The sequence below is a fragment of the Rhodohalobacter sp. SW132 genome, assembly GCF_003390325.1.
Lineage (GTDB): Bacteria > Bacteroidota > Rhodothermia > Balneolales > Balneolaceae > SW132.
In genome coordinates, this window is the sequence record NZ_QUOK01000008.1 from 231575 (window position 1) to 250760 (window position 19186).

The window sequence follows — 19186 nt, forward strand, 5'->3', positions numbered from 1 at the left end:
ATAGAAAGGGATTTATTTTCAGTCAAGAACAAATTGCTTTTTTAAACACTTCGCATTGATGGCACTTACCGGCCCTGCAATACCGCTTTAATTGATGTGCAAGGCCCGGTTTTTTTGTTTTTTGGTTTATCTCGAAACCAGAACTGCTGAACGGTTTTTGTACTTCCGGTGGCACCCCGCCGCAAATCGATCTCCACTCTGAGTATGCCGCAGATTTTATCCGGGCCGAATGCAGCAAATCTCCTAAAAGATATTCTGCCGGCAGAAATATGGTTTGCCGAAGAATTTTCTCCATCTGACCACCCGGCTTATGTTCTGCAGGAAGCATCTCCATAATTTTATTCCAGCTGCTTAACTCCGGATCTAAATATTGTTTAAATGGCAACTGATTCACCGTATAAAAAAGAGCCGCAGCCTGCCCTGCTCTTTTTGCAGGCCTGCTTGCGGGCCTCATCCCAGTGCTTTCCCAACCAATTTTCTCAAGATCTTCATCACCGCCTGAAAATGCGATGTATTGTGCTTTCTCAACAAATCGCTGAATAGAATCCTGTTCTGTTATATCTCCTGCATTTGTTGCCAGCTCACGATGGAAGTGAAGCATGGCCTTTCGGTTTCGCGGTATGCCCAGAGTTTCAAACAAGCCGGCTGTAAAAAGATAGCGCCAGGCATCAGGGATCGGGAGTTGTGCCGGATAGTGCTTCAAAAGCTCCGCAATTTTGTATTCAAAATAGCTCTTATGTGCTTTCTCTACTTGCTTTTCAAAAGCACTCTGATTTATGAATTGAATATGCCCGGAACAGGGTAACCCGCGGACCTGGCTTTTTTCAAAAAGGTGCTGCAACGTTTTTTGTACGTACGGCTTTAGAACTAAAAGCGGCGGAGATGTTCCGTCCGGTCGTTTTACGGCACCCGATCTTACTTCTTGTTTATCCTCAAAAACAACATGCAGCACTACCCGGTTGTACAAAACAGAATTCTCATGTTTGTGCTCAACCCATCCGCCCGGCCTGATATGAAGTTCAACATCCCCATGGTATTCGAGAGAATCCATTACAATTGAAGCTCCTGAAAAATCTGGCCCTTCACCCGAATTTCTTTTGCCTTGATAAATTATGGTTACGGACTTCCCGCACTGCGTGCGAAGATTTTGTGTAGAAAACTCGAGGTTTTGCCAAATCCACTGCAGCAGAGATTCGTCATACGGATATGAATTGGCTCCGCTACTCACGGTTCATGAGCTGGGATGACAGGTCGAACCCGGTGATATTTTCATCAAATTCCGGAATCACAGGTAAGAATCCTGTTTTGATCCCGCGCTTATTCAATATTCCAACAGACATCATCGGTAACGCTTTACGGGAAATATACGAACCGATATAGCCCGCAATAACACCGGTTGCGAATATCCCGGTTGATTTAATCGGAAACTTTACTCTTTTCTCCATAGTCTTGTGAATTTTAGGTGATGTGGTTTGTAACGATCAGATCTCTTTTCTGTTTCATATCGAAACTTAAAATGGATAAATTGATCACGAAATTCTACGATAATTTATTTTTTATTTTAATGATTTTACTCGATCAAAATCGTCTGCAGCGTATACTCAAACGAATGGCCTATCAGCTTGTTGAAACATCTGCCGGCCGGAATATCGACCTGGTTGGTCTTAATGAACGCGGTTACTCCGTTGCTTCAGTGCTGGAAGAGCATATGACCAAAGAGATTAATATCGATGTATCTCTTCACCAGCTTTTCGTAGACGGTACAGCTGAAACATCAGGTTTCACCAGGAAAAATAAAGTTCTTATCGCAGCAGATGATGTCATCTACAGCGGAAAGACGATGTTCAAAGCCCTCAATCACATCGAGGAACTTTACGATTACGAAGACGTTTATGTTGCTGCTGTCATCGACAGAGGGCACCGAAAACTGCCGGTTGAAGCCGGTATTGTAGGAGTTGAAGTGCCTACAAAAATAAATGAACACGTGGATTTCCAACTCAAAAATAATAAACCGCATCAGGTTTTAATTACCAAAATCAACCCCGAATAAACATGTTAAAAAAGTTTACCCTTCTCGCTGCATTCATTTTATTAACAACATTACAGGTAAAAGCCCAGGAATCAATTGTCGTAAGTGACACACTCGTTGGATGGGATCAAGGCTGGGTTACAGGCCTGAATGGAGCACAGGCAGCTTACTCTAACTGGTCACAAGGTGGTGTAAATAATATTTCCTTTAGCGGAAATTCAACCTACCGGGCCTACTACCGTGAAAAACGGTTTTCATACGGATTTTTAATTAACACCCGCTACGGTCTTACACGGTTTGATGGCGAAGGAACGCGAAAAACAGATGACCGTTTCTCTATCAGAAACCGGTTTTTATACGATATAGGTGCAGAAGAAAGTGATTTTTCACTCTATGCAAATTTAAACTTCAGAACTCAATTCGACCAGGGATTCGACTACGGCGCCGGGCCTGACGGTGGTGATCGGCTGATTTCAAATTTTTTAGCTCCCGCCTATATTTCTCAAAATGCTGGTTTATCATACAGCCCCGGCGATCATTTCACATTTGAAACAGGGATTGGTTTACGGCAGACGATTGTGCGGGAAACCGAACTTGCACCGCTATACGGCCTCGATGAGGGAGACTCCTTCAGAAATGAAGCCGGTTTTAACCTGGGCGCGAGTTACGAACAAAGCATAGCCACTAACATGGTGATGAGCTCATCTATTGAGACATTCACAAACATTAACCGGGCTCTGAGCAGTACCAATGTCTTTTTCTCAACCGAAGTTTTGGGCCGGATTAATAATTTGATGAATGCTTCTGTACGCCTCGATTTGGTATATGACGATAATTTCTCAAACCAGTTACAGGTTCGTCAGTCTCTATCGCTGGGAATATCATTCATTTTGATTTAACCCAGAATAGTGAATCGATACGAAGCATACCTGCCCATTTTACAATCTGCACTGCGTAAGCTCGATGACTGGCGAACACAATTTGGTGAAGAGCAGCTGGTTGGATTTACGGAAACTCCTCAGATCATTGAAATCGTAGAAGAACTAAAGGAGCGACTGAAAGGAAACTATCCCTTTCATCATCCGCAATATGTCGGACAGATGCTGAAACCGCCACATCCCCTGGCGTGGATTTCTTACGCAATGGCGATGACCGTAAACCCGAACAACCACGCTCTGGATGGCGGTCCTCCAACATCACAAATGGAGAAAGAAGCCGTAGAGAAGCTCGCACGGATGGTGGGGTACCAGGGGGATTATCTCGGGCATTTAACATCTGGCGGCACCATTGCAAACCTGGAGGCACTTTTTGTAGCCCGTGAGATCCATCCGGAAAAAATGATCGCCGCTTCAGCAAATGCACACTACACCCACCGGCGCATGTGCCGGGTGCTCAATACGCCTTTTTTTGAAATACCGGCGAATCCTGACGGAACTATAAAGTGGGATGCGCTTGATAACAATCTCGATGAAATCGGCACTGTTGTGATTACGATGGGAACGACAGGCCTGGGAACGGTTGAACCGCTGGCTGAACTCCTTCCAAAACTTAAAAACGCAGGGATCAGAGTTCATGTGGATGCCGCCTACGGTGGGTTTTTCAAAATTATTGAAGATTCCCTCTCAACCTCAGAACACTGGAGTGTCCTTTCTGAAGCAGACAGTATCGTTATCGATCCGCACAAACATGGGCTTCAGCCCTACGGCTGCGGCAGCATTCTTTTTAAAGACCCCGGAGTGGGGCAATTTTTCAAACACGATTCACCCTACACTTACTTTACTTCTGATGATCTTCACCTTGGGGAGATCAGTCTTGAATGTTCACGCGCAGGGGCGTCGGCTGCCGCATTTTGGGCTACCCTTAAGCTTTTCCCCCTCACGGAGGACGGACTGGGAGTCTACCTGAAATCTACCGTTCGGGCCGCAAAAGGTTTTTATCAGCTACTCAAAAGATCCGACCAATTTGAATGTTACAGGGAACCAGATCTCGATATTCTGGCCTATTTTCCAATTCCCAGAGAAATGAAAGTGAGTGCCGTCACTGAAATAAGCAAAAAACTGTTTCAGTCAGGTATAGAAGCAGATCCAAAGAGTGGTTTTCATCTCAGTCTGTATACCGTAAATGCCACAGAGTTTTGTTCTGCTTTCCCGGAATATGAAGCAGATTCAGAAACGGCTTCCATTTTACGAAGTGTTCTCATGAAACCGGAGCATGAACTTTTCATTACAAAACTCACCGCGAGACTTCATACTCTTCTGGATTCAACTCAAGAATAAACTACTTCTGTGTCATTGATGTATCGACGGGTATGTTTGGTGCAAATATTCACCGGATGAATTCGCTTCAACCGGTGAATTGTCTAACCTTTATATTGTCCAGTGCATAAGCTGACAGAGTAACAGGTAGCCCTATCAACTCAAAACTGCCTCGCCAAAACAGCTGTTTCTTTCATTTGAACACGGTTTCCAGTCGAACTGTTATAGGCTTCGATATGAATGATATAGATCCCAATTCGTCCGGTTATCCCGCGATCTGACCGCCCGTCCCAGACTAAAGCCCCCTCAAAACCGGCCGGGTGCGAATCGGCAAGTGACCGAAACAGGCGGCCGTACCGGTCAAAAATTCTAACGCGAAGCATATAGTTTGGATCATCAAACCTATAGTTGATAAAAAGGTGATCTTCATGGCCGTCGCCATCCGGTGAAAAAGGGTTGGGCTGCAGATGAATCATTCGGGAATCCGATACAGGCTCCGGCACCTGGAAAATTGAGTTTTGCCTGCCCGGAGTTCCGCCTGCCGGCACTGTGCTCGATCCCCAGTTCGACGGATCATTCGTCTCCCCATTCGGATTGATTCGCTCCAGCGAAATTCCTTTCGTGTCCACCAGGTTGGGATTGTGCCAATCGGGACTGTAATCCACCCCATCAATGACGGCCCCGAGGCTGTCAGCCAGGTACACTTCCCTGCCGGCCATCGGCAGGCCCAGCGTGGCACGATTAAAATTCAGAATATGACCGGCCAACTCATCAGAAAACCCAAAAAACTCTGCATTTCCATCTGAGGCCACTGTTTCGCCCGTTTCTCCCGCCTGAAGCAGTGCATATCCTCCGGCCGGAATCCAGGCTGATCGGGTACTCTCCGGATGCATCTTGCTAACCTCTCCATTTTCATCAAACCTGTCATGCAGATAGATTCCTTCCAGCGAAATCGAAACGTTTCTTCTGTTCCTAAGTTCAATGTATTCGGTTTGATTTGGCAGCCCGTCGTAATCGTCCTGCAGTGGATCGAACATAATTTCGTTGAACACCACCGCGCCGGACTCTATCGGCCTTGAAACCGGAATGATCAACTGTTCCGCTGCATTCAGCTGATAATCATACAGATTTTCTGCCCGCAGTTCTACCTCTCGATTGCCCGGAATTTCAGAAACATGAAATTGTAATTCAGATCCCGGTGGCAACCCGGTAATCGGGGTAATAGGTGTCCCATCAAGGAAAAATCGTGTACGGGATTCCTGTTTAACAAATTTGTTGAATCGAGCCGAAAGAATTCCATATTTGGAATTATACCCGGCAAAAATGATTTTTGGTGGTTCGATGTCCGGACGATACCGGCTGTTCTGCTCAAGCGGTGTCATTCCATTTTCCGCACGACTTTCCGCCCAGTTAACCGGGTCGATGGAGATCGCATTCGGATCTTTTCTTTCAAGCGACACACCCGCCCGGTTACCGCCCCACCCCGGTGTGTAGGTAAGGCTGTCAATCACAGCACCATCTGCATCTCTCAGCACCACCATATCTCCTGTTGTCCTGAGAGGGACAAATCCGTCCAGGTACAAAATCCGATCATCGAGTCCGGCAAAATGAGGAGAATCTGTAATCACGAGAAAATTGTCCCCACTGATCGTGATTCCATGACCGATCGCTGCCGATCCCCTTCCGGTTTCGAGCTGCCATCCCGAAAGTTCAAACCGATGTTCTGTCCGGTTATAAATTTCCACAAACTGCGGGCTTGCGGAATCAATTCGGCGGTACAAAATCTCATTGATCACAACATCATTTCCTGCAATCTCACCAAAACGGTATGCATCAGTAACAGTTCCGTTCCTTATCCTCCACCCCTCCTCGCTTTCCAGCCGATTCATCTCAATTTCAATTTCGCCAGGCGGCAGATCCATTCCAAATCTGAGAATAACTTGTCCGTCATTTTCCTGATCCACTTCAAGCGGAATGATCTCCCGGTTGATCAGAAAATTTCCGGGATCTGCGGATGCTGTCGTCAGCCTGAGACTAAACTTCAACTCAATTTCACGTTCACCCGTAACCGAAGCAGCTGACAGATAGAGCGGATTTTCAAAACTGAAACCGAGTTCTGTTGACCCTGTAACGTGATCACCGAATTCGCTCCGTACATTTTCCACATTTACGGAGTAAGAACCGTCCTCGATTAGATCTTCAAAACTAATAACCGCTTCTGTACCGCTAACCTCAGCAGAAATAGCAGCCGGTAACCCGGAAAACTGAATGTTTTGCGGAGAAACCGATGACGGATCAAGCGGATAATTGAACAGTATTCGCACCTGATCGGCTCGCACTACCCCGGCCGAAACGGCTTGAAATGGTTCAGAATTTTTGATCTTGATATCGCCGAAATAAAATCCTTCGGTATTTGCGGATGAATACCTCATCAGCAATCCAAAATATTCTGATGACTGATGAACAAGATCTGTGACCGGTTCCGCATCAGCTGCTGGAACTGAATCAAATCCTTCAGAAAGATAGAGCTGCCAGACACCGTCTTCCGACCGCGTAACGTTCACCCGGTACTCACCACCCTCCTGCAGCTCAGTTTCCGATTCAGTTAATACCGTTTGATTTCCATTGTCAAATCGAACCAGTTTCATTCGCCGGGGAGTATCGTTGTCACCCGTTCGTACCGCATAGCCATTCACGCTGCTTCCGTCCAAGTAATTGAGATCGGCCCGGTCGGCCATCAGAAAAATAAACGCGCGATTCAGGTTGGATGGATTGAACTCCTGCCGGATGTAAAATTCCCAGCTTCCGGTTGCAACTGCAGAGGGTGTTGCAATTTGAGTACGGCTGGGGTCGGGATTGGCGCTGAGCTGAAGAAGGGTATTGCCGTTTTCCACCGTAAATGAAAAATCATGAAGATCGCCCGTCCAGGCCGGGTTGCTGCTCAGATCCTGATCTTCGAACGTTTCGTGCATCACCAGAACCTGTGATTCAGCATGCTCAAAACAAAACAGCATACAAATAAGAATATACCAAACGTGTTTCATCTCGCCTGACCTCTCTCATCGGTTTTTAATTCTCTCTTCCTGGGGTAAAAAATAAAAGCCGGAGGATCAACCCCGGCTTTTTGAAGGACATTTGGGAAGTGTTGCTCTGTCACTCCCAAATTTGTCTACGTGTATCGTGTTCTCTGTATGTATGGTCCAAAAAACAGCAAACCCTTACAGATTTTTTTAAATCTTTTTTTCGCTGTTTAATGATCCTGGGAAAGGAAATGACCGCACATGAGCTCCGGTATTTTAAAAAACCTGTACCTTAACAGTGCGTGTTGTGCGTGGCAGGGTGCCCCGGCATTCGTCGGGACCGGAAAAGGCACCGGCAGGGTGCAGGGAAGTTGGCTGCGTCAACTTATGCCCTGACACACTGAATTCTGACACACTGCTTAACTGCATCTCCTGTTTACAGGTATTTTTTTCGCACCAGCAGTTCGGCGTTCAGAATGGCACCGCCGGCTGCTCCGCGCACGGTGTTGTGGGCCATCGCTACGTACGACAGATCCAGCACGTTCGAGGACCGCATTCGCCCGACTGAAGTGCGCATCCCTTTTTCGGCATCTGCATGCATACGGGGCTGGGGATACCGCTCATCATCATGATAAAATATCGGGTACTCCGGAGCCGATGGCAGATCCAGGTCCGCAATGGGGCTTTTCCAGTTTCTGTACAACTCTTTCACCTCTTCAGCGGAACCGGGTTTTTTCTTCAATCCAACCGTTACTGCAAGCATATGGCCGTTAATCACCGGAACACGTGTTGCCGTTGCCTGAACCGGGAAATCGGCATGGGTTAGTTTTCCATCTTCCAGGTTTCCAAGAAGTTTCAGAGGCTCAGCATGGATTTTAGGCTCTTCATCAGAGATCAGCGGGACCACATTTCCCAAAATATCGAGACTTGGCACTCCGGGATAACCCGCGCCGGAAATTGCCTGCATAGATGTGAGAATCACGCTTTCTACTCCATACTCATCAAACAGAGGCTTCAGCGATGTAGTTAGCGGAACCGCCACACAGTTGGGATTGGTGATAATCCATCCGGACCCATCTTCAGTAAATGATTGGGATTTTATCAGATCGATATGATCCGGGTTCACTTCCGGGATCAGCAACGGAACGGTTGGGTCGGTTCTGAAATTTTTGGCGTTGCTGATCACAGGAATTCCCGCCTCAGCAAATGCGCGCTCCACTTTTCCCGCAACAGAAGAATCAAGTCCTGAGAATACAAAATCAACATCGGGAAACTGGCCGGGTTCGCACTCTTTAACAGTCAGGCCCGATACAGATTCCGGCATTGCGGTAGCTTCGATCCAATTTGCGGCTTCGCGGTATGTTTTTCCTGCCGACCGGCTTGATGCTCCCAGGGATGTGATGTTAAACCAGGGGTGACCTTCAAGCAGCCGGATAAATTTTTGCCCCACAGCGCCGGTTGCGCCAAGTATTCCTACACGATAATCAGACATTGTATTCGTTCAGTTTTCGATGTTTAAAATTACAATTCAGAGATCTATTTGAACCGGCAACACTCTCACCGTATATAATTCGCGCGGTTTTTTGGACGGTTCAACTTCTGAATAGCTTTAAAAATAGGAAATCATTCAGACAATCGATTCATCAAAGGAGAGATTTTTGCTATCTTTGCAGGCTAATCGGAAATGTTAAACCAAAATCTGATCACAAACCGCACGATGTCCGAGAAAAATTTAGACAGCCTCGATAAAATTGTATCGCTCTCAAAATCAAAGGGATTCATCTACCAATCTTCCGATATTTACGGAGGTCTTGCTGCGGTTTACGATTACGGTCCGCTTGGTGCGGAATTGAAAAAGAATATCCGCGATCAATGGTGGAATGCCATGACGCGCAAGCACGATAATATCGTGGGGCTGGATGCGGCCATTTTCATGCATCCGAAAACATGGGAAGCGAGCGGCCACGTGGAGGGTTTCAACGACCCGATGATCGACGATAAACAGTCGAAAAAACGGTATCGCGCCGATATGCTGATTGAACAGCATATTCTTAAACTGCGTGAAAAAGGAAAAGAGGAGAAAGCCGACGAGCTTCAGCAGCAGCTCGATACCACCGGTACACGAAAAGGACTTTGTGAAGATCTCTACGATATCATTATGGAGGAGGAGATTCGTGCGCCGGAATCGGGTGCGTTTGACTGGACCGACGTTCGCCAGTTTAACCTGATGTTTAAAACACATTACGGCGCTACTTCTTCCGGCGATGATGATGCCATCTACCTCCGCCCGGAGACTGCGCAGGGAATTTTTGTGAACTATAAAAATGTGATGGATACCGCACGGGCCCAGGTACCCTTCGGTATTGCACAAATCGGAAAGGCATTCCGGAACGAGGTTGTTGCGCGTCAGTTTATTTTTCGGATGAGAGAGTTTGAACAGATGGAAATGCAATATTTTGTGAAGCCGGGTGATGATGAACAGAATTACGGCGACTGGCTTGAAAAGCGCCTGCAGTGGCACAAAGATATGGGAATCCGCGAGGAGAATCTGCGTGTGGCGGATCATCCCGAAGATAAACTGGCGCACTATGCGCGGGCTGCGGCCGACATCCAGTACCACTACCCGATCGGATGGCAGGAAGTGGAAGGAATTCACAACCGCACCGATTTTGACCTGTCGCGCCACCAGGAGTACTCCGGCAAAAAGATGGAGTATTTCGATCAGAAAGATAAAGAGCGCTACATCCCCTATGTGATCGAAACTTCCGTGGGGCTCGATAGAACCTTCCTGATGGTGCTGTGCGACGCATATCGCGAAGAGGAAGTGGATGGCGATACCCGAGTTGTGCTGAAACTCCATCCAAAGCTCGCACCAACGAAAGCGGGGATCTTTCCGCTGGTGAAAAAGCCGGAACTGCAGGAACTCGCTCACAAAATTGAGCAGAATCTGAATGAACACTTCATGGTCAGGTATGATGAATCAGGCTCCATTGGGAAACGGTACCGCCGCCAGGATGAAGCCGGAACCCCATTCTGCATCACCGTGGATTTTGACGGCCTTGAGGACAACACCGTAACCATTCGCCATCGCGACGATATGGAACAGGAACGCGTAAAAGTGGATGAGCTCGAAACCGTCATCCGCAAACGGATGAACAGCTGGAAAGCGAAGTAAGTAAATTTCTCCCTTCGGTAAAAGTTATTCTTTAGATATTCTCGGATAGCAATTCGGAGATTTTATCATAATTTGGATTACGCATTCAGGAGTTAAATATGAATTCTGAATGCGTCTTCAATCCGCTGCATCAACGAATGTACACCATCTTTTTCATTTGCCTGAATTCTCCGCTGATAAGTTCGTAATAATAAACCCCGCTCGATAGTCCATTCATATCGAAGGTATGTTCATGCCCGCCCTCTCCTCGCAAACCGCTAAACAGCTCTCTGATTTTATCTCCCCTCACCGAATACAGGATAATCTCAACCATAGATTCTTCATCCAGCTCATACGGAATTGTTGAAGTTGTTCGGAAAGGGTTTGGATAATTTTGATGCAGATCAAACGGTACTTCCTCAGCCACAGGCTCGCCAATATTCACTCCGTTGCGAATATCAGGCAGCAGGGCATGCAGGTTTTCGCCGGGGCATGCTGTGCCGCTCACATCCCGGTGGCCAAAAATTGTTGGGACATTTTGGACGCCCGACGGATTCACAGGAATCACACCCGAACCGAGAGGATCGATACCGTTCTGATCAAATCTCCACGATACCAAGCGTACCAGTGCATCAAGGGCCAACGATTCGGGATCACCCACCTGAGGATTGGCACCCGGTTCGAACTGCCCCATCAGCGCAATCCCAACGCTGCTGCTGTTCGCATTTCCTGCATGCGCACCCTGAACATCAGTTGATTGAAGCCACGGATTGTACCGGCCCTGAAAAATTCTCCCATTATGATCGATCAAAAAGTTATACCCGATATCGATCCAGCCATTATCGTTCACGTGCCAGTCCCAGATCTGTCGGACGACCTGCGCAGAGTTTGGCGGACGATTCGCCGTAACCGTGTGATGAACCGCCGCATGGCTGATCGAAATTTGTCGTGGCGTATATTCCGGTTCAAGTTCACCGGCCGGGAGATTGCCCCACCAGCCCGCCCGACTCGTAATTTCCGGCTGCCCGCTATGATCCGTCTGATACCGTGATTTCTCTTCTATTTCCGAATCCCTCTCCAAACGAGCATCGGCTGCAGTTATCGTCAGGTATGAAATAGAGCTGTTTTCGGGCACCGTAATCTCTACCTCAAACCGGGTATGGGCACTGCCATCCGGGGTTATGTAGAGCATCGACCAGTAAAGCCCTGATGGAGAATCACCCGGCTCCAGGTATCCTGTTGTGTGAACCCATTCCGGCCACTCCTCACCTGGAACTCCTGATCTAACCCTTAATCTAAATTCATCTGCATTATGAGTATCACCATCGCTGTTCCACCCAATCGACAATCCCGTAAAAGGTTCAGATTCATCTATTTCAAAAACGTAGGAAACCTCTCCTGCAACTTTCAAAACCTCGTTCTCATCCGGAAGTATTTCCCGGTGCCACTCAAATTTTGAACCCGGCAAGCGGGTATCGTAATCCAGGCTGATTGTCTGTGGTTCAGCAGATATAGTTCTATGGCTTTGAGAATAAAGCCGCTCAGAAAATGAGCTGACCGTAAGAAGTACAAACAAAGCCATTATCAGTCGGATGACACTCATTTTATTTTTACTCATACAAATTTTGAAATACAGCAGCGCCGGTATTCTGCTGTCTGATTGTGATGATTTGTACACTTACTGGTGAACTTGATGTATCAAGTTAGATTTATCGGAAAGAACAGCCCCAACATCAGCAAAATGTAGAAAACTTATGCGATTTTTGTTCCTGATTTTATGTTTATAAAAATCTGTGAGATCACGGTCATTATAAATTTCGAGAAACATTCAGATTCTTTTTTTCAGAATAATTGAGTAGAATGCTCGCACTCAAACAAGAATTTTAGACCTATCGCATATGAAATTCAGCCTCAAATCAGATCCTGTCTTAACCATATTCTTCGGAATAATCCTGTTCACAACCTTTGCAGTTATACCTGCTGATGCTCAGCATAGCTGGAATACATCCACCGAAAAAGAAGAGCGTCCGCTTTTCACAAAACACTTTTCGCAAGCCGAGTTTAGTGAGAGAAGAAACAAAGTCTACGACCAGATCGGCAATGATTCCTTTGCCATTCTCCAGGGAGCTCCCATGCCGATGGGATTTCAGTTTTTCCGGCAGAACAATGAATTTTATTACCTCTCAGGGATTGAATCACCCTATGCCTACCTGATTCTTGACGGACCCGATAGAGTTGCCACGGTTTACCTTCAGGACAGAAATGAACGCCGGGAATATGGTGAGGGAAAAGTGCTCTCTTACCAGGATGCAGATCTGGTAAAAGATCTCTCCGGTATTGATGCGGTTAAACATATTGATGATCTGAAACCCGACATTGAAGCTCTCAATGAAGATCGCGGCTATTCAAATGTATTTACCCACCTGAGCCCGTACGAAAATCTTGGAGTTACGCGCTCCATTGCCAACCGGACACTGAACGACCGGCAAAACGATCCGTTTGATGAACGTCCCGGCCGTCATCAGGAATTTATCGAGCATCTTGAAAAACTGACCACGACCCTGGAAATGCAGAATCTGGACCCCATCACCGATGAGATGCGAAAGATTAAAAGTGCAGCGGAAATTGAATTGATCACTAAATCAAGTGATCTGCAGGGACATGCTATTATGGAGTCCATTCGCTCAACCAAACCGGGGATCAAAGCGTACGAAATGGAAGCAATTGCGCGGTACATTTATTGGAAAAACGGTGTGGAGGGTGAAGGGTATTATGCTTTGACTCATATCGGACCAGATGCATACATGAATCATTATCATGGCAGTGAACGGTCCGCCCGTGACGGGGATATGATCCTGATGGATTACGGTCCCGTCTATGACTATTACACCAGTGATATGGCACGCATGTGGCCGGCTAATGGAACCTTCAATCCGGTTCAGCGTGAGCTTTATTCCTTCTATCTCGAGTTCTATGAAGCGATTCTTTACAACATCGAGATTGGTCGTACTCCGGAAGAAATAATGAGAAAAACCCTGAATGAATTTGAAAACGTTTTTGCTGATATGGAGTTTTCGAAAGAGATCTACAGGCAGGCGGCTGAAGAGTTTATTGTCTCTTACCAACAGCGTCTGAACCCAAATATGGGGCTGGGTCATGGAGTGGGTCTTGCTGTCCACGATGTAGGTGATTACTCAACCCCTATCGAACCCGGAATGGTTTTTGTAATTGAACCACAATTCAGAGTCCCGGAAGAGAATATTTATCTTCGGCTGGAAGATATGATCGTCGTAACGGAAGATGGAGTGGAGGTGATTACCGATTTTGTACCGCGTGATATTGATGGAATTGAAGCATTGATGGCAGAAGAAGGAATGTTGCAGAGATTTGATTTTACGCTTGAATAACTAATTGAGAACCGCAGAATGTCGAGTATCTAATTGTGAAGTTGAGGCATTACGAAATTTACGGTTCTTCTTTTCTTTGAAAAAAGTGTCGATAATTTCGACACTTTATAAATAGAAGTCGATTATTATTGCATATTTCGACAAGCTTTCAAGCTTAGTAAATCACCTGCGCTAATCAAATTACCCTCGCTGGCTCAAGCTGATTTCAATCCTATTTACAGACTCACCCAGTTTTGAAAAAGCGATTAGTAACACTCCTGCAATTGAACCTTGAATCATTACCATTAAACCGGATATCAAACCGATAAAATTCCCCCCAGGTACACGCATACCCATTCCTGCTGCAACATTCGTAGTTATAGTTTGAATAAGTAAGTATAGACCGACAATTACAGAAATCGCAATCATTGCCATTCCAATTATGTTAATAATATGCCAGATTCTATTTACAGATTTCAGGGATTCTATATTTTCGCTCATAGTTAAATAGTTAGATTTGAACTTTTATTTGCTTGATGAATTCATGGACTCATTCTTAATTAGTGTATTTATAAAAATCATATGGTTTTATCAAATTGGACAAAACTTATCATACTCTGCTTTTCAGCAAGATATTGCATCTAAAAAATAAAAAGTGGGCGGAGACAGTATTACTTACCAATACAAAAACGCGAGAAAATCGAATCAAGCAGGTGTTCGTTGGTGATCTCTCCTGTAATGGCGCCCAGTTCTTTGAGTGCAGCCCGAAGGTCGATGGAGAGAAAGTCACCGGTCATTCCCCTGTCGAGTGCCTGAATGGCCCGCTGTACATTTTCACGTGCCTTCTGCAGTGCGTCGCGGTGACGCGAGGAGGTAACCAGCAAGCTGGATGTATCGTAATCTTTGCTCTCCAGTGCCCGCTGTTTCATCTGTTTTTTTAGTCTGTCGATGTTTGTGTTATCGACAGAAGAGATTTTCAAATCAAAGTGGATACGTTCCTCTTCAGACGGCAGTTCGAGATCGAGCTTGGTGCCGACCAGAAGGAAGGGTGTCTCCCCCGCCCGTTTCTGGAAAGCGGCAATTTCTTCCCGTTCACTGCTGTCCATCGGCAGTGACAAATCCTTCAGATAAACCACCAGATCCGCCTGCTCAAATGCTTTTTGTGATCGTTTAACTCCTTCCGCCTCAATCACATCTTCAGTATCGCGGAGCCCGGCGGTATCAATCAGTTTAAACAGAAGGCCGTCGTAGCTCCAGTCGGCATCGATCGTATCACGGGTGGTTCCGGCAATTTCGGTTACAATAGCGCGCTCACTTCCGACCAGTGTGTTCAGCAGCGTAGATTTTCCCGCGTTGGGTCTTCCGATGAACACCGTTCTGACACCATCTTTCACCAGCCGCCCGGTTTCGTAGGTTTCGAGCAGTGTGTTGATCTCCTGCTCCACATCAAGGAGCAGTTTTCTCAGCTGATCTTTATTCGCGAACTCCACATCTTCCTCAATAAAATCGAGTTCCAGCTCCACCATCGCGGTAGCGTCGATAATCTGCTGACGAAATGTTTTGATGTGCTCCCCCAGCTTTCCCTCAAGCTGCTGATGAGCTGCGTCCACCGCCTTTATACTTTTGGCGTGAATGAGGTCGGCCACTGCTTCCGCCTGCTCCAGGTCGAGTTTTCCGTTCAGAAATGCGCGCTGGGTAAATTCTCCCGGCTCAGCAGCGCGTACATTTTGTTCGAGGATAGTTTCGAGCACTGCCTGGGTGACCAGCACACCGCCGTGGCAGGATATTTCAACCGTTTCTTCACCGGTGTAGGACCTTGGAGATCTGAAAATGGTTGCCAGCACTTCATCCACTACACGGCCATCTTTTTTGATGATTTTCCCAAAGTGGACTGTGTGTGAATCTGCATCCGTCAGATCTTTCCCGCGAAAACATGCGTTCACTTTTTTTATTGACTCGCGGCCTGAAACACGAATCACGGCAATCCCCCCTTCTCCAACAGGAGTGGCAATAGCTGCAATGGGCTGATTTTGAATGATGTCTGACAATTTCCGGGGATTTGCTTGAATTTTAAATGAGTAGAAATTAACCAAACATTTTTGAAAAAAATTATTTATTCTCGGATACAAGCAGAGATTAAAACAACATCAAAATCAAAAAAAGAGATCATCATGAGTTTATTTGCGGATATACTACTTGTCGCTTCAATTATTACATTTTTCATCGGCTTTGCATCAACAGTAATCAAACAAATCCGAATTAAGGGGAAAATCCGGTACTATTTTATCGCCAGTATATTTCTGTTTACCAGCGGATTAATCTTTGGATGGGAAGATTTCAAAGCCGGCTTTAACGATTGCAGAGTCGATACAAATCAAATTGAAACAAAAGTTCCTGAAAACGGGGTTATGGCAGCATCTAATAGTTGCTGCTGCTGTGAAAACTGATGCCGTATCACTGATGAGTTTCTGGATCACTTATTTCACTTGATGAAGCGGTTCCCTGGTCTCCAAAAGGATTCATATTTGTTACAGTACTCCAGTTCTCTTTCAGGAACCAGACAAACCACGCCATTACCGCAGCAAACAGCAGGATGCCTATCCATGCGTTTTCTATATACGGTGTGACGGTTTCCCACGCGGCGAAATCGAAGCTCTCTTCTGTGAAGATTAAAAATGTTGCGATGGCATTATTGGCCATATGGATGAGAACCGGAAGCATGAGAGACCGCGTTTTCAGGTATAAAATCCCCAGGATCAGTCCGAAAATTGTGGCTGAAATGAAGCTGACGTGCAGAAATCCAAAAAATACCGACGACGTTATGAGCGCGCTTGTATACCCGAACTTCCTGCCCAGCCTCTCGATTAAAATCCCCCGGAAAACTATTTCCTCTACGATCGGCGCCACGACTGCGATCACCCCAAAAATCAAAAAATATTGAATGAATGTGGTATCGTCACCGATATCGAACATTTCAATACTGTTCAGCCAGTTAAGATGCGATTCAGCCCAGCCGGGATCGACCGCATGGAGCAGAATAAGGGTAACCCATATTGTGCTGATGGTGATGGTAAACAGAATGAAGACGTAGGCTGTCTTCGGTAAATTTTTCTTCTCCCCGATAAAAACCGGCGTTACAGGAAGCCTGTCCCATTTTAATACCCAGAGAGTCAGAAGTAAAGGAACAGCATAAACCGCATAAAAAACAATTAGCTCGAAGGTTGTCTGATCCAGGTCAAAACTCTGATATAAATAGTACAGGGCAATCCCACCGATTCCTCCCCACAGCAAAAGTGCAAAAAAGCTTTTTGCGATGGGAACCCTGCTGAAGCGCTCTCTGATTTTTTCTGAATTGTTGAATAATACACCGTCTCTTTCTCTCATAGATCCTGATTTATCTTACAAAAAAAATATCAAACAGAAACAGGTACGGAGATAAGCACCACTGGTTGCATTAAGATTATTAGAATTTAACTGCTACCTGTCTGATTGCTCCACTACGCTGTCCAGATCCCTGTCAAATCCCTCAATTACGCGGATGATCGTGCGGACTGAATTCCTGTAAAACTCAGGATTGATATTCTCAAACGTATCGGTCGGTGCGTGATAGTGATCGTGATCTTCCACTCCGAAATAGACAAACGGAACGCCCTGCTGATGAAACGGACCGTGATCGGATGACAGCGTCCAGTCCTGATCCCACTCATCAGAATCATAGCCAAACAGCACATCAATCGAAGCATCTGCTGTATACTCCTCAATCATCGGTTTCAGGTAGGGATAGTGGTATGTGCCCACCGCGTAAAGTTCATCCTCAAAATTAGTGCTGATCATATCCATATTGATGTTCAACACCATATCTTCAAGGGAAACAACCGGATTTTCAACAAAGTATCGTGCGCCTCCAAGCCCCTGCTCTTCCGCATCAAAAGCGATAAACATGATGCTGTTTTCGGGTTGATTATCGGTAAAATAAGCTGCTGCTGCCATCAAACCACCGGTTCCGGATGCATTATCGTCCGCTCCGTTGTAAATTTCACCATCACTGATTCCCAGGTGATCGTAATGTGCTGTCACAACGATGTACCGATCCTGGTTTGCACTCCCTTCTATGTACCCGATCAGGTTTACAGCGTCGGTAAACTCTTCATTCGTCCGGCGATTGGTGTGATCAAAAAGATGACGGTAACTTTCGCCGAATGTCTGCAGACCGAGGCTTTCAAACCGGTTTTCAATGTAATCCTGCGCCATCCGGTTTCCTTCAGTTCCGGTACGCCGGCCCTCCAGTTCATCCGATGCAAGATACTCCACATCTTCAAGAGCCTGGTCAAGCAGTGTTTCAGGGATTTCGGAAACATCTTGTTGTTCTGTTGCCGGATCCTCGCCGCTGCACGAGGTAATTGCGAACAAAAAGAGGGCTGAAAGGAGAACGAGATTTAACTTCTTCATAAATAGATCGGATTTATTTTTTTGAAACCGCTCCAAAATAATAGTTCTGATCATTAAACAACGAAATAATTTTTGAAGGATAACTTTCTTCAAAATTTGACGTAATATCAAAATAGTTTTCTATCAGAACAGAATCACAAATCCATGAAAGATCAATCTGATCGCTTACATAACCATCTTCGGGATGAACCTCAGGACCCGCTGGATCGCTATCTCGATAAAGCTGAAAAAGAGGCTATTTCAGAACCTGATCCGCCGGTAAAGAAAAACCGTTTTCGCTCTTTCATTCTCCTCGTACTGCTTGTGGGCGGGGGATTTTTTCTTATCAAAAATACTGGTCCAGGAATTTTCTCTCCCATTTTTGTATCCTCCGGGATAAGCACTCCTTCAATCAGCGGACCGAGTACGGATCTCCTGAACCGAATGGGCAGCCGGATGGAAGAGATGGGTTATCATGGGCTTTCACACGATGACCTCAGGGATTTACGATCTGACGGCGTTACTGCAACATACATTTCCAATATTCGCGCCCTTGGCTATACTGACCTCACACTCAGCCAGGCCCGGGCCCTTGCCGGAGCCGGAGCTTCATCCGCCTTTGTTGCCATGATGATAGAACTCGGGTATGATCTTGATGTAGATGAGATTATCAGCCTGAGGCGCGCCGGAGTTACTGCACAATTCACCAGCACACTGCACGACCTGGGGTATGGAGATGTGACCAAAGATCAGCTGCTGCGAATGAGAAGAATTGGGGTTACTGCCGGTCTGATTCGTGAACTACAACAGCAACGCGGAGAGGATATTTCGATGGAGGAAATTATCCGGTACCGGATTAGTAATCAGTGATGAGTGTTTGAGTGCTGAGTTTTGAGTTTTGAATGTTGAGTGCA

General features: G+C 46.1%; 16 protein-coding genes. 7 read left to right on the forward strand and 9 right to left on the reverse strand.

What is annotated here, in order from left to right:
- Positions 1 to 22 precede the first annotated feature (22 nt).
- Both DYD21_RS15310 and DYD21_RS15315 read right to left on the reverse strand, forming a co-directional pair.
- Positions 23 to 1228 carry a DUF2851 family protein gene (locus tag DYD21_RS15310; RefSeq protein WP_116037866.1) on the reverse strand — a complete coding sequence of 402 codons (1206 nt, stop codon included), beginning with the start codon at positions 1226 to 1228 and terminating at the stop codon, positions 23 to 25.
- Complete coding sequence (locus DYD21_RS15315) at positions 1221 to 1445, reverse strand: hypothetical protein (protein ID WP_116037867.1); 225 nt, start codon at positions 1443 to 1445, stop codon at positions 1221 to 1223. Before DYD21_RS15315 ends, DYD21_RS15310 begins: the two co-directional genes overlap by 8 nt.
- A gap of 119 nt (positions 1446 to 1564) precedes the next feature.
- On the opposite strand from DYD21_RS15315, the gene DYD21_RS15320 reads away from it, so the two are divergent.
- Genes DYD21_RS15320 through DYD21_RS15330 form a run of 3 tightly spaced genes read left to right on the forward strand, consistent with a single transcriptional unit; the run spans position 1565 to position 4305 of the window.
- On the forward strand, positions 1565 to 2050 hold the full coding sequence (locus DYD21_RS15320) for a phosphoribosyltransferase family protein (protein ID WP_158607323.1): 486 nt from the start codon (positions 1565 to 1567) through the stop codon (positions 2048 to 2050).
- Between the two features lie 2 nt (positions 2051 to 2052).
- Positions 2053 to 2928, forward strand: coding sequence for a DUF3078 domain-containing protein (locus tag DYD21_RS15325; protein ID WP_116037869.1), 876 nt, complete (start codon positions 2053 to 2055; stop codon positions 2926 to 2928).
- A gap of 9 nt (positions 2929 to 2937) precedes the next feature.
- Positions 2938 to 4305 (forward strand): aminotransferase class V-fold PLP-dependent enzyme, encoded by a 1368-nt coding sequence (locus tag DYD21_RS15330; RefSeq protein WP_233505558.1) that lies wholly within the window; start codon positions 2938 to 2940, stop codon positions 4303 to 4305.
- A gap of 140 nt (positions 4306 to 4445) precedes the next feature.
- Here DYD21_RS15330 and DYD21_RS15335 read toward each other — a convergent pair whose 3' ends face one another.
- Together DYD21_RS15335 and asd are read right to left on the reverse strand one after the other, a co-directional pair.
- Entirely contained in the window at positions 4446 to 7256 is a 2811-nt protein-coding gene (locus tag DYD21_RS15335; protein ID WP_158607324.1) for a lamin tail domain-containing protein, read from the reverse strand.
- A gap of 484 nt (positions 7257 to 7740) precedes the next feature.
- Positions 7741 to 8796: an aspartate-semialdehyde dehydrogenase gene (gene asd / locus DYD21_RS15340; RefSeq protein ID WP_116037871.1), complete on the reverse strand. Its 1056-nt coding sequence runs from the start codon at positions 8794 to 8796 to the stop codon at positions 7741 to 7743.
- Between the two features lie 225 nt (positions 8797 to 9021).
- On the opposite strand from asd, the gene DYD21_RS15345 reads away from it, so the two are divergent.
- On the forward strand, positions 9022 to 10479 hold the full coding sequence (locus DYD21_RS15345) for a glycine--tRNA ligase (RefSeq protein WP_199535563.1): 1458 nt from the start codon (positions 9022 to 9024) through the stop codon (positions 10477 to 10479).
- 130 nt (positions 10480 to 10609) lie between these two features.
- On the opposite strand, the gene DYD21_RS15350 is transcribed toward DYD21_RS15345, so the two are convergent.
- The gene (locus DYD21_RS15350) at positions 10610 to 12076 is read right to left on the reverse strand and encodes an N-acetylmuramoyl-L-alanine amidase (RefSeq protein WP_116037873.1); all 1467 of its coding nucleotides are present in this window, start codon (positions 12074 to 12076) and stop codon (positions 10610 to 10612) included.
- A 280-nt stretch (positions 12077 to 12356) separates the two neighbouring features.
- Between DYD21_RS15350 and DYD21_RS15355 the strand changes: the two genes are divergently transcribed.
- The gene (locus tag DYD21_RS15355; RefSeq protein WP_116037874.1) at positions 12357 to 13865 is read left to right on the forward strand and encodes a Xaa-Pro peptidase family protein; all 1509 of its coding nucleotides are present in this window, start codon (positions 12357 to 12359) and stop codon (positions 13863 to 13865) included.
- A gap of 180 nt (positions 13866 to 14045) precedes the next feature.
- Here the strand turns inward: DYD21_RS15355 and DYD21_RS15360 are convergent, their stop codons facing one another.
- Together DYD21_RS15360 and mnmE are read right to left on the reverse strand one after the other, a co-directional pair.
- Positions 14046 to 14345, reverse strand: a complete 300-nt coding sequence (locus DYD21_RS15360; protein WP_116037875.1) for a hypothetical protein — start codon at positions 14343 to 14345, stop codon at positions 14046 to 14048.
- Between the two features lie 170 nt (positions 14346 to 14515).
- Positions 14516 to 15892, reverse strand: a complete 1377-nt coding sequence (mnmE, locus tag DYD21_RS15365) for a tRNA uridine-5-carboxymethylaminomethyl(34) synthesis GTPase MnmE (RefSeq protein WP_116037895.1) — start codon at positions 15890 to 15892, stop codon at positions 14516 to 14518.
- 51 nt (positions 15893 to 15943) lie between these two features.
- Between mnmE and DYD21_RS15370 the strand changes: the two genes are divergently transcribed.
- Positions 15944 to 16291 carry a hypothetical protein gene (locus DYD21_RS15370; RefSeq protein WP_116037876.1) on the forward strand — a complete coding sequence of 116 codons (348 nt, stop codon included), beginning with the start codon at positions 15944 to 15946 and terminating at the stop codon, positions 16289 to 16291.
- Positions 16292 to 16298: 7 nt separating this feature from the next.
- On the opposite strand, the gene DYD21_RS15375 is transcribed toward DYD21_RS15370, so the two are convergent.
- Together DYD21_RS15375 and DYD21_RS15380 are read right to left on the reverse strand one after the other, a co-directional pair.
- Positions 16299 to 17228, reverse strand: coding sequence for a CPBP family intramembrane glutamic endopeptidase (locus DYD21_RS15375; RefSeq protein ID WP_116037877.1), 930 nt, complete (start codon positions 17226 to 17228; stop codon positions 16299 to 16301).
- Positions 17229 to 17321: 93 nt separating this feature from the next.
- Entirely contained in the window at positions 17322 to 18293 is a 972-nt protein-coding gene (locus DYD21_RS15380; RefSeq protein WP_116037896.1) for a M20/M25/M40 family metallo-hydrolase, read from the reverse strand.
- A gap of 144 nt (positions 18294 to 18437) precedes the next feature.
- Between DYD21_RS15380 and DYD21_RS15385 the strand changes: the two genes are divergently transcribed.
- On the forward strand, positions 18438 to 19142 hold the full coding sequence (locus DYD21_RS15385; protein WP_116037878.1) for a hypothetical protein: 705 nt from the start codon (positions 18438 to 18440) through the stop codon (positions 19140 to 19142).
- The last annotated feature ends 44 nt before the right edge of the window (positions 19143 to 19186 follow it).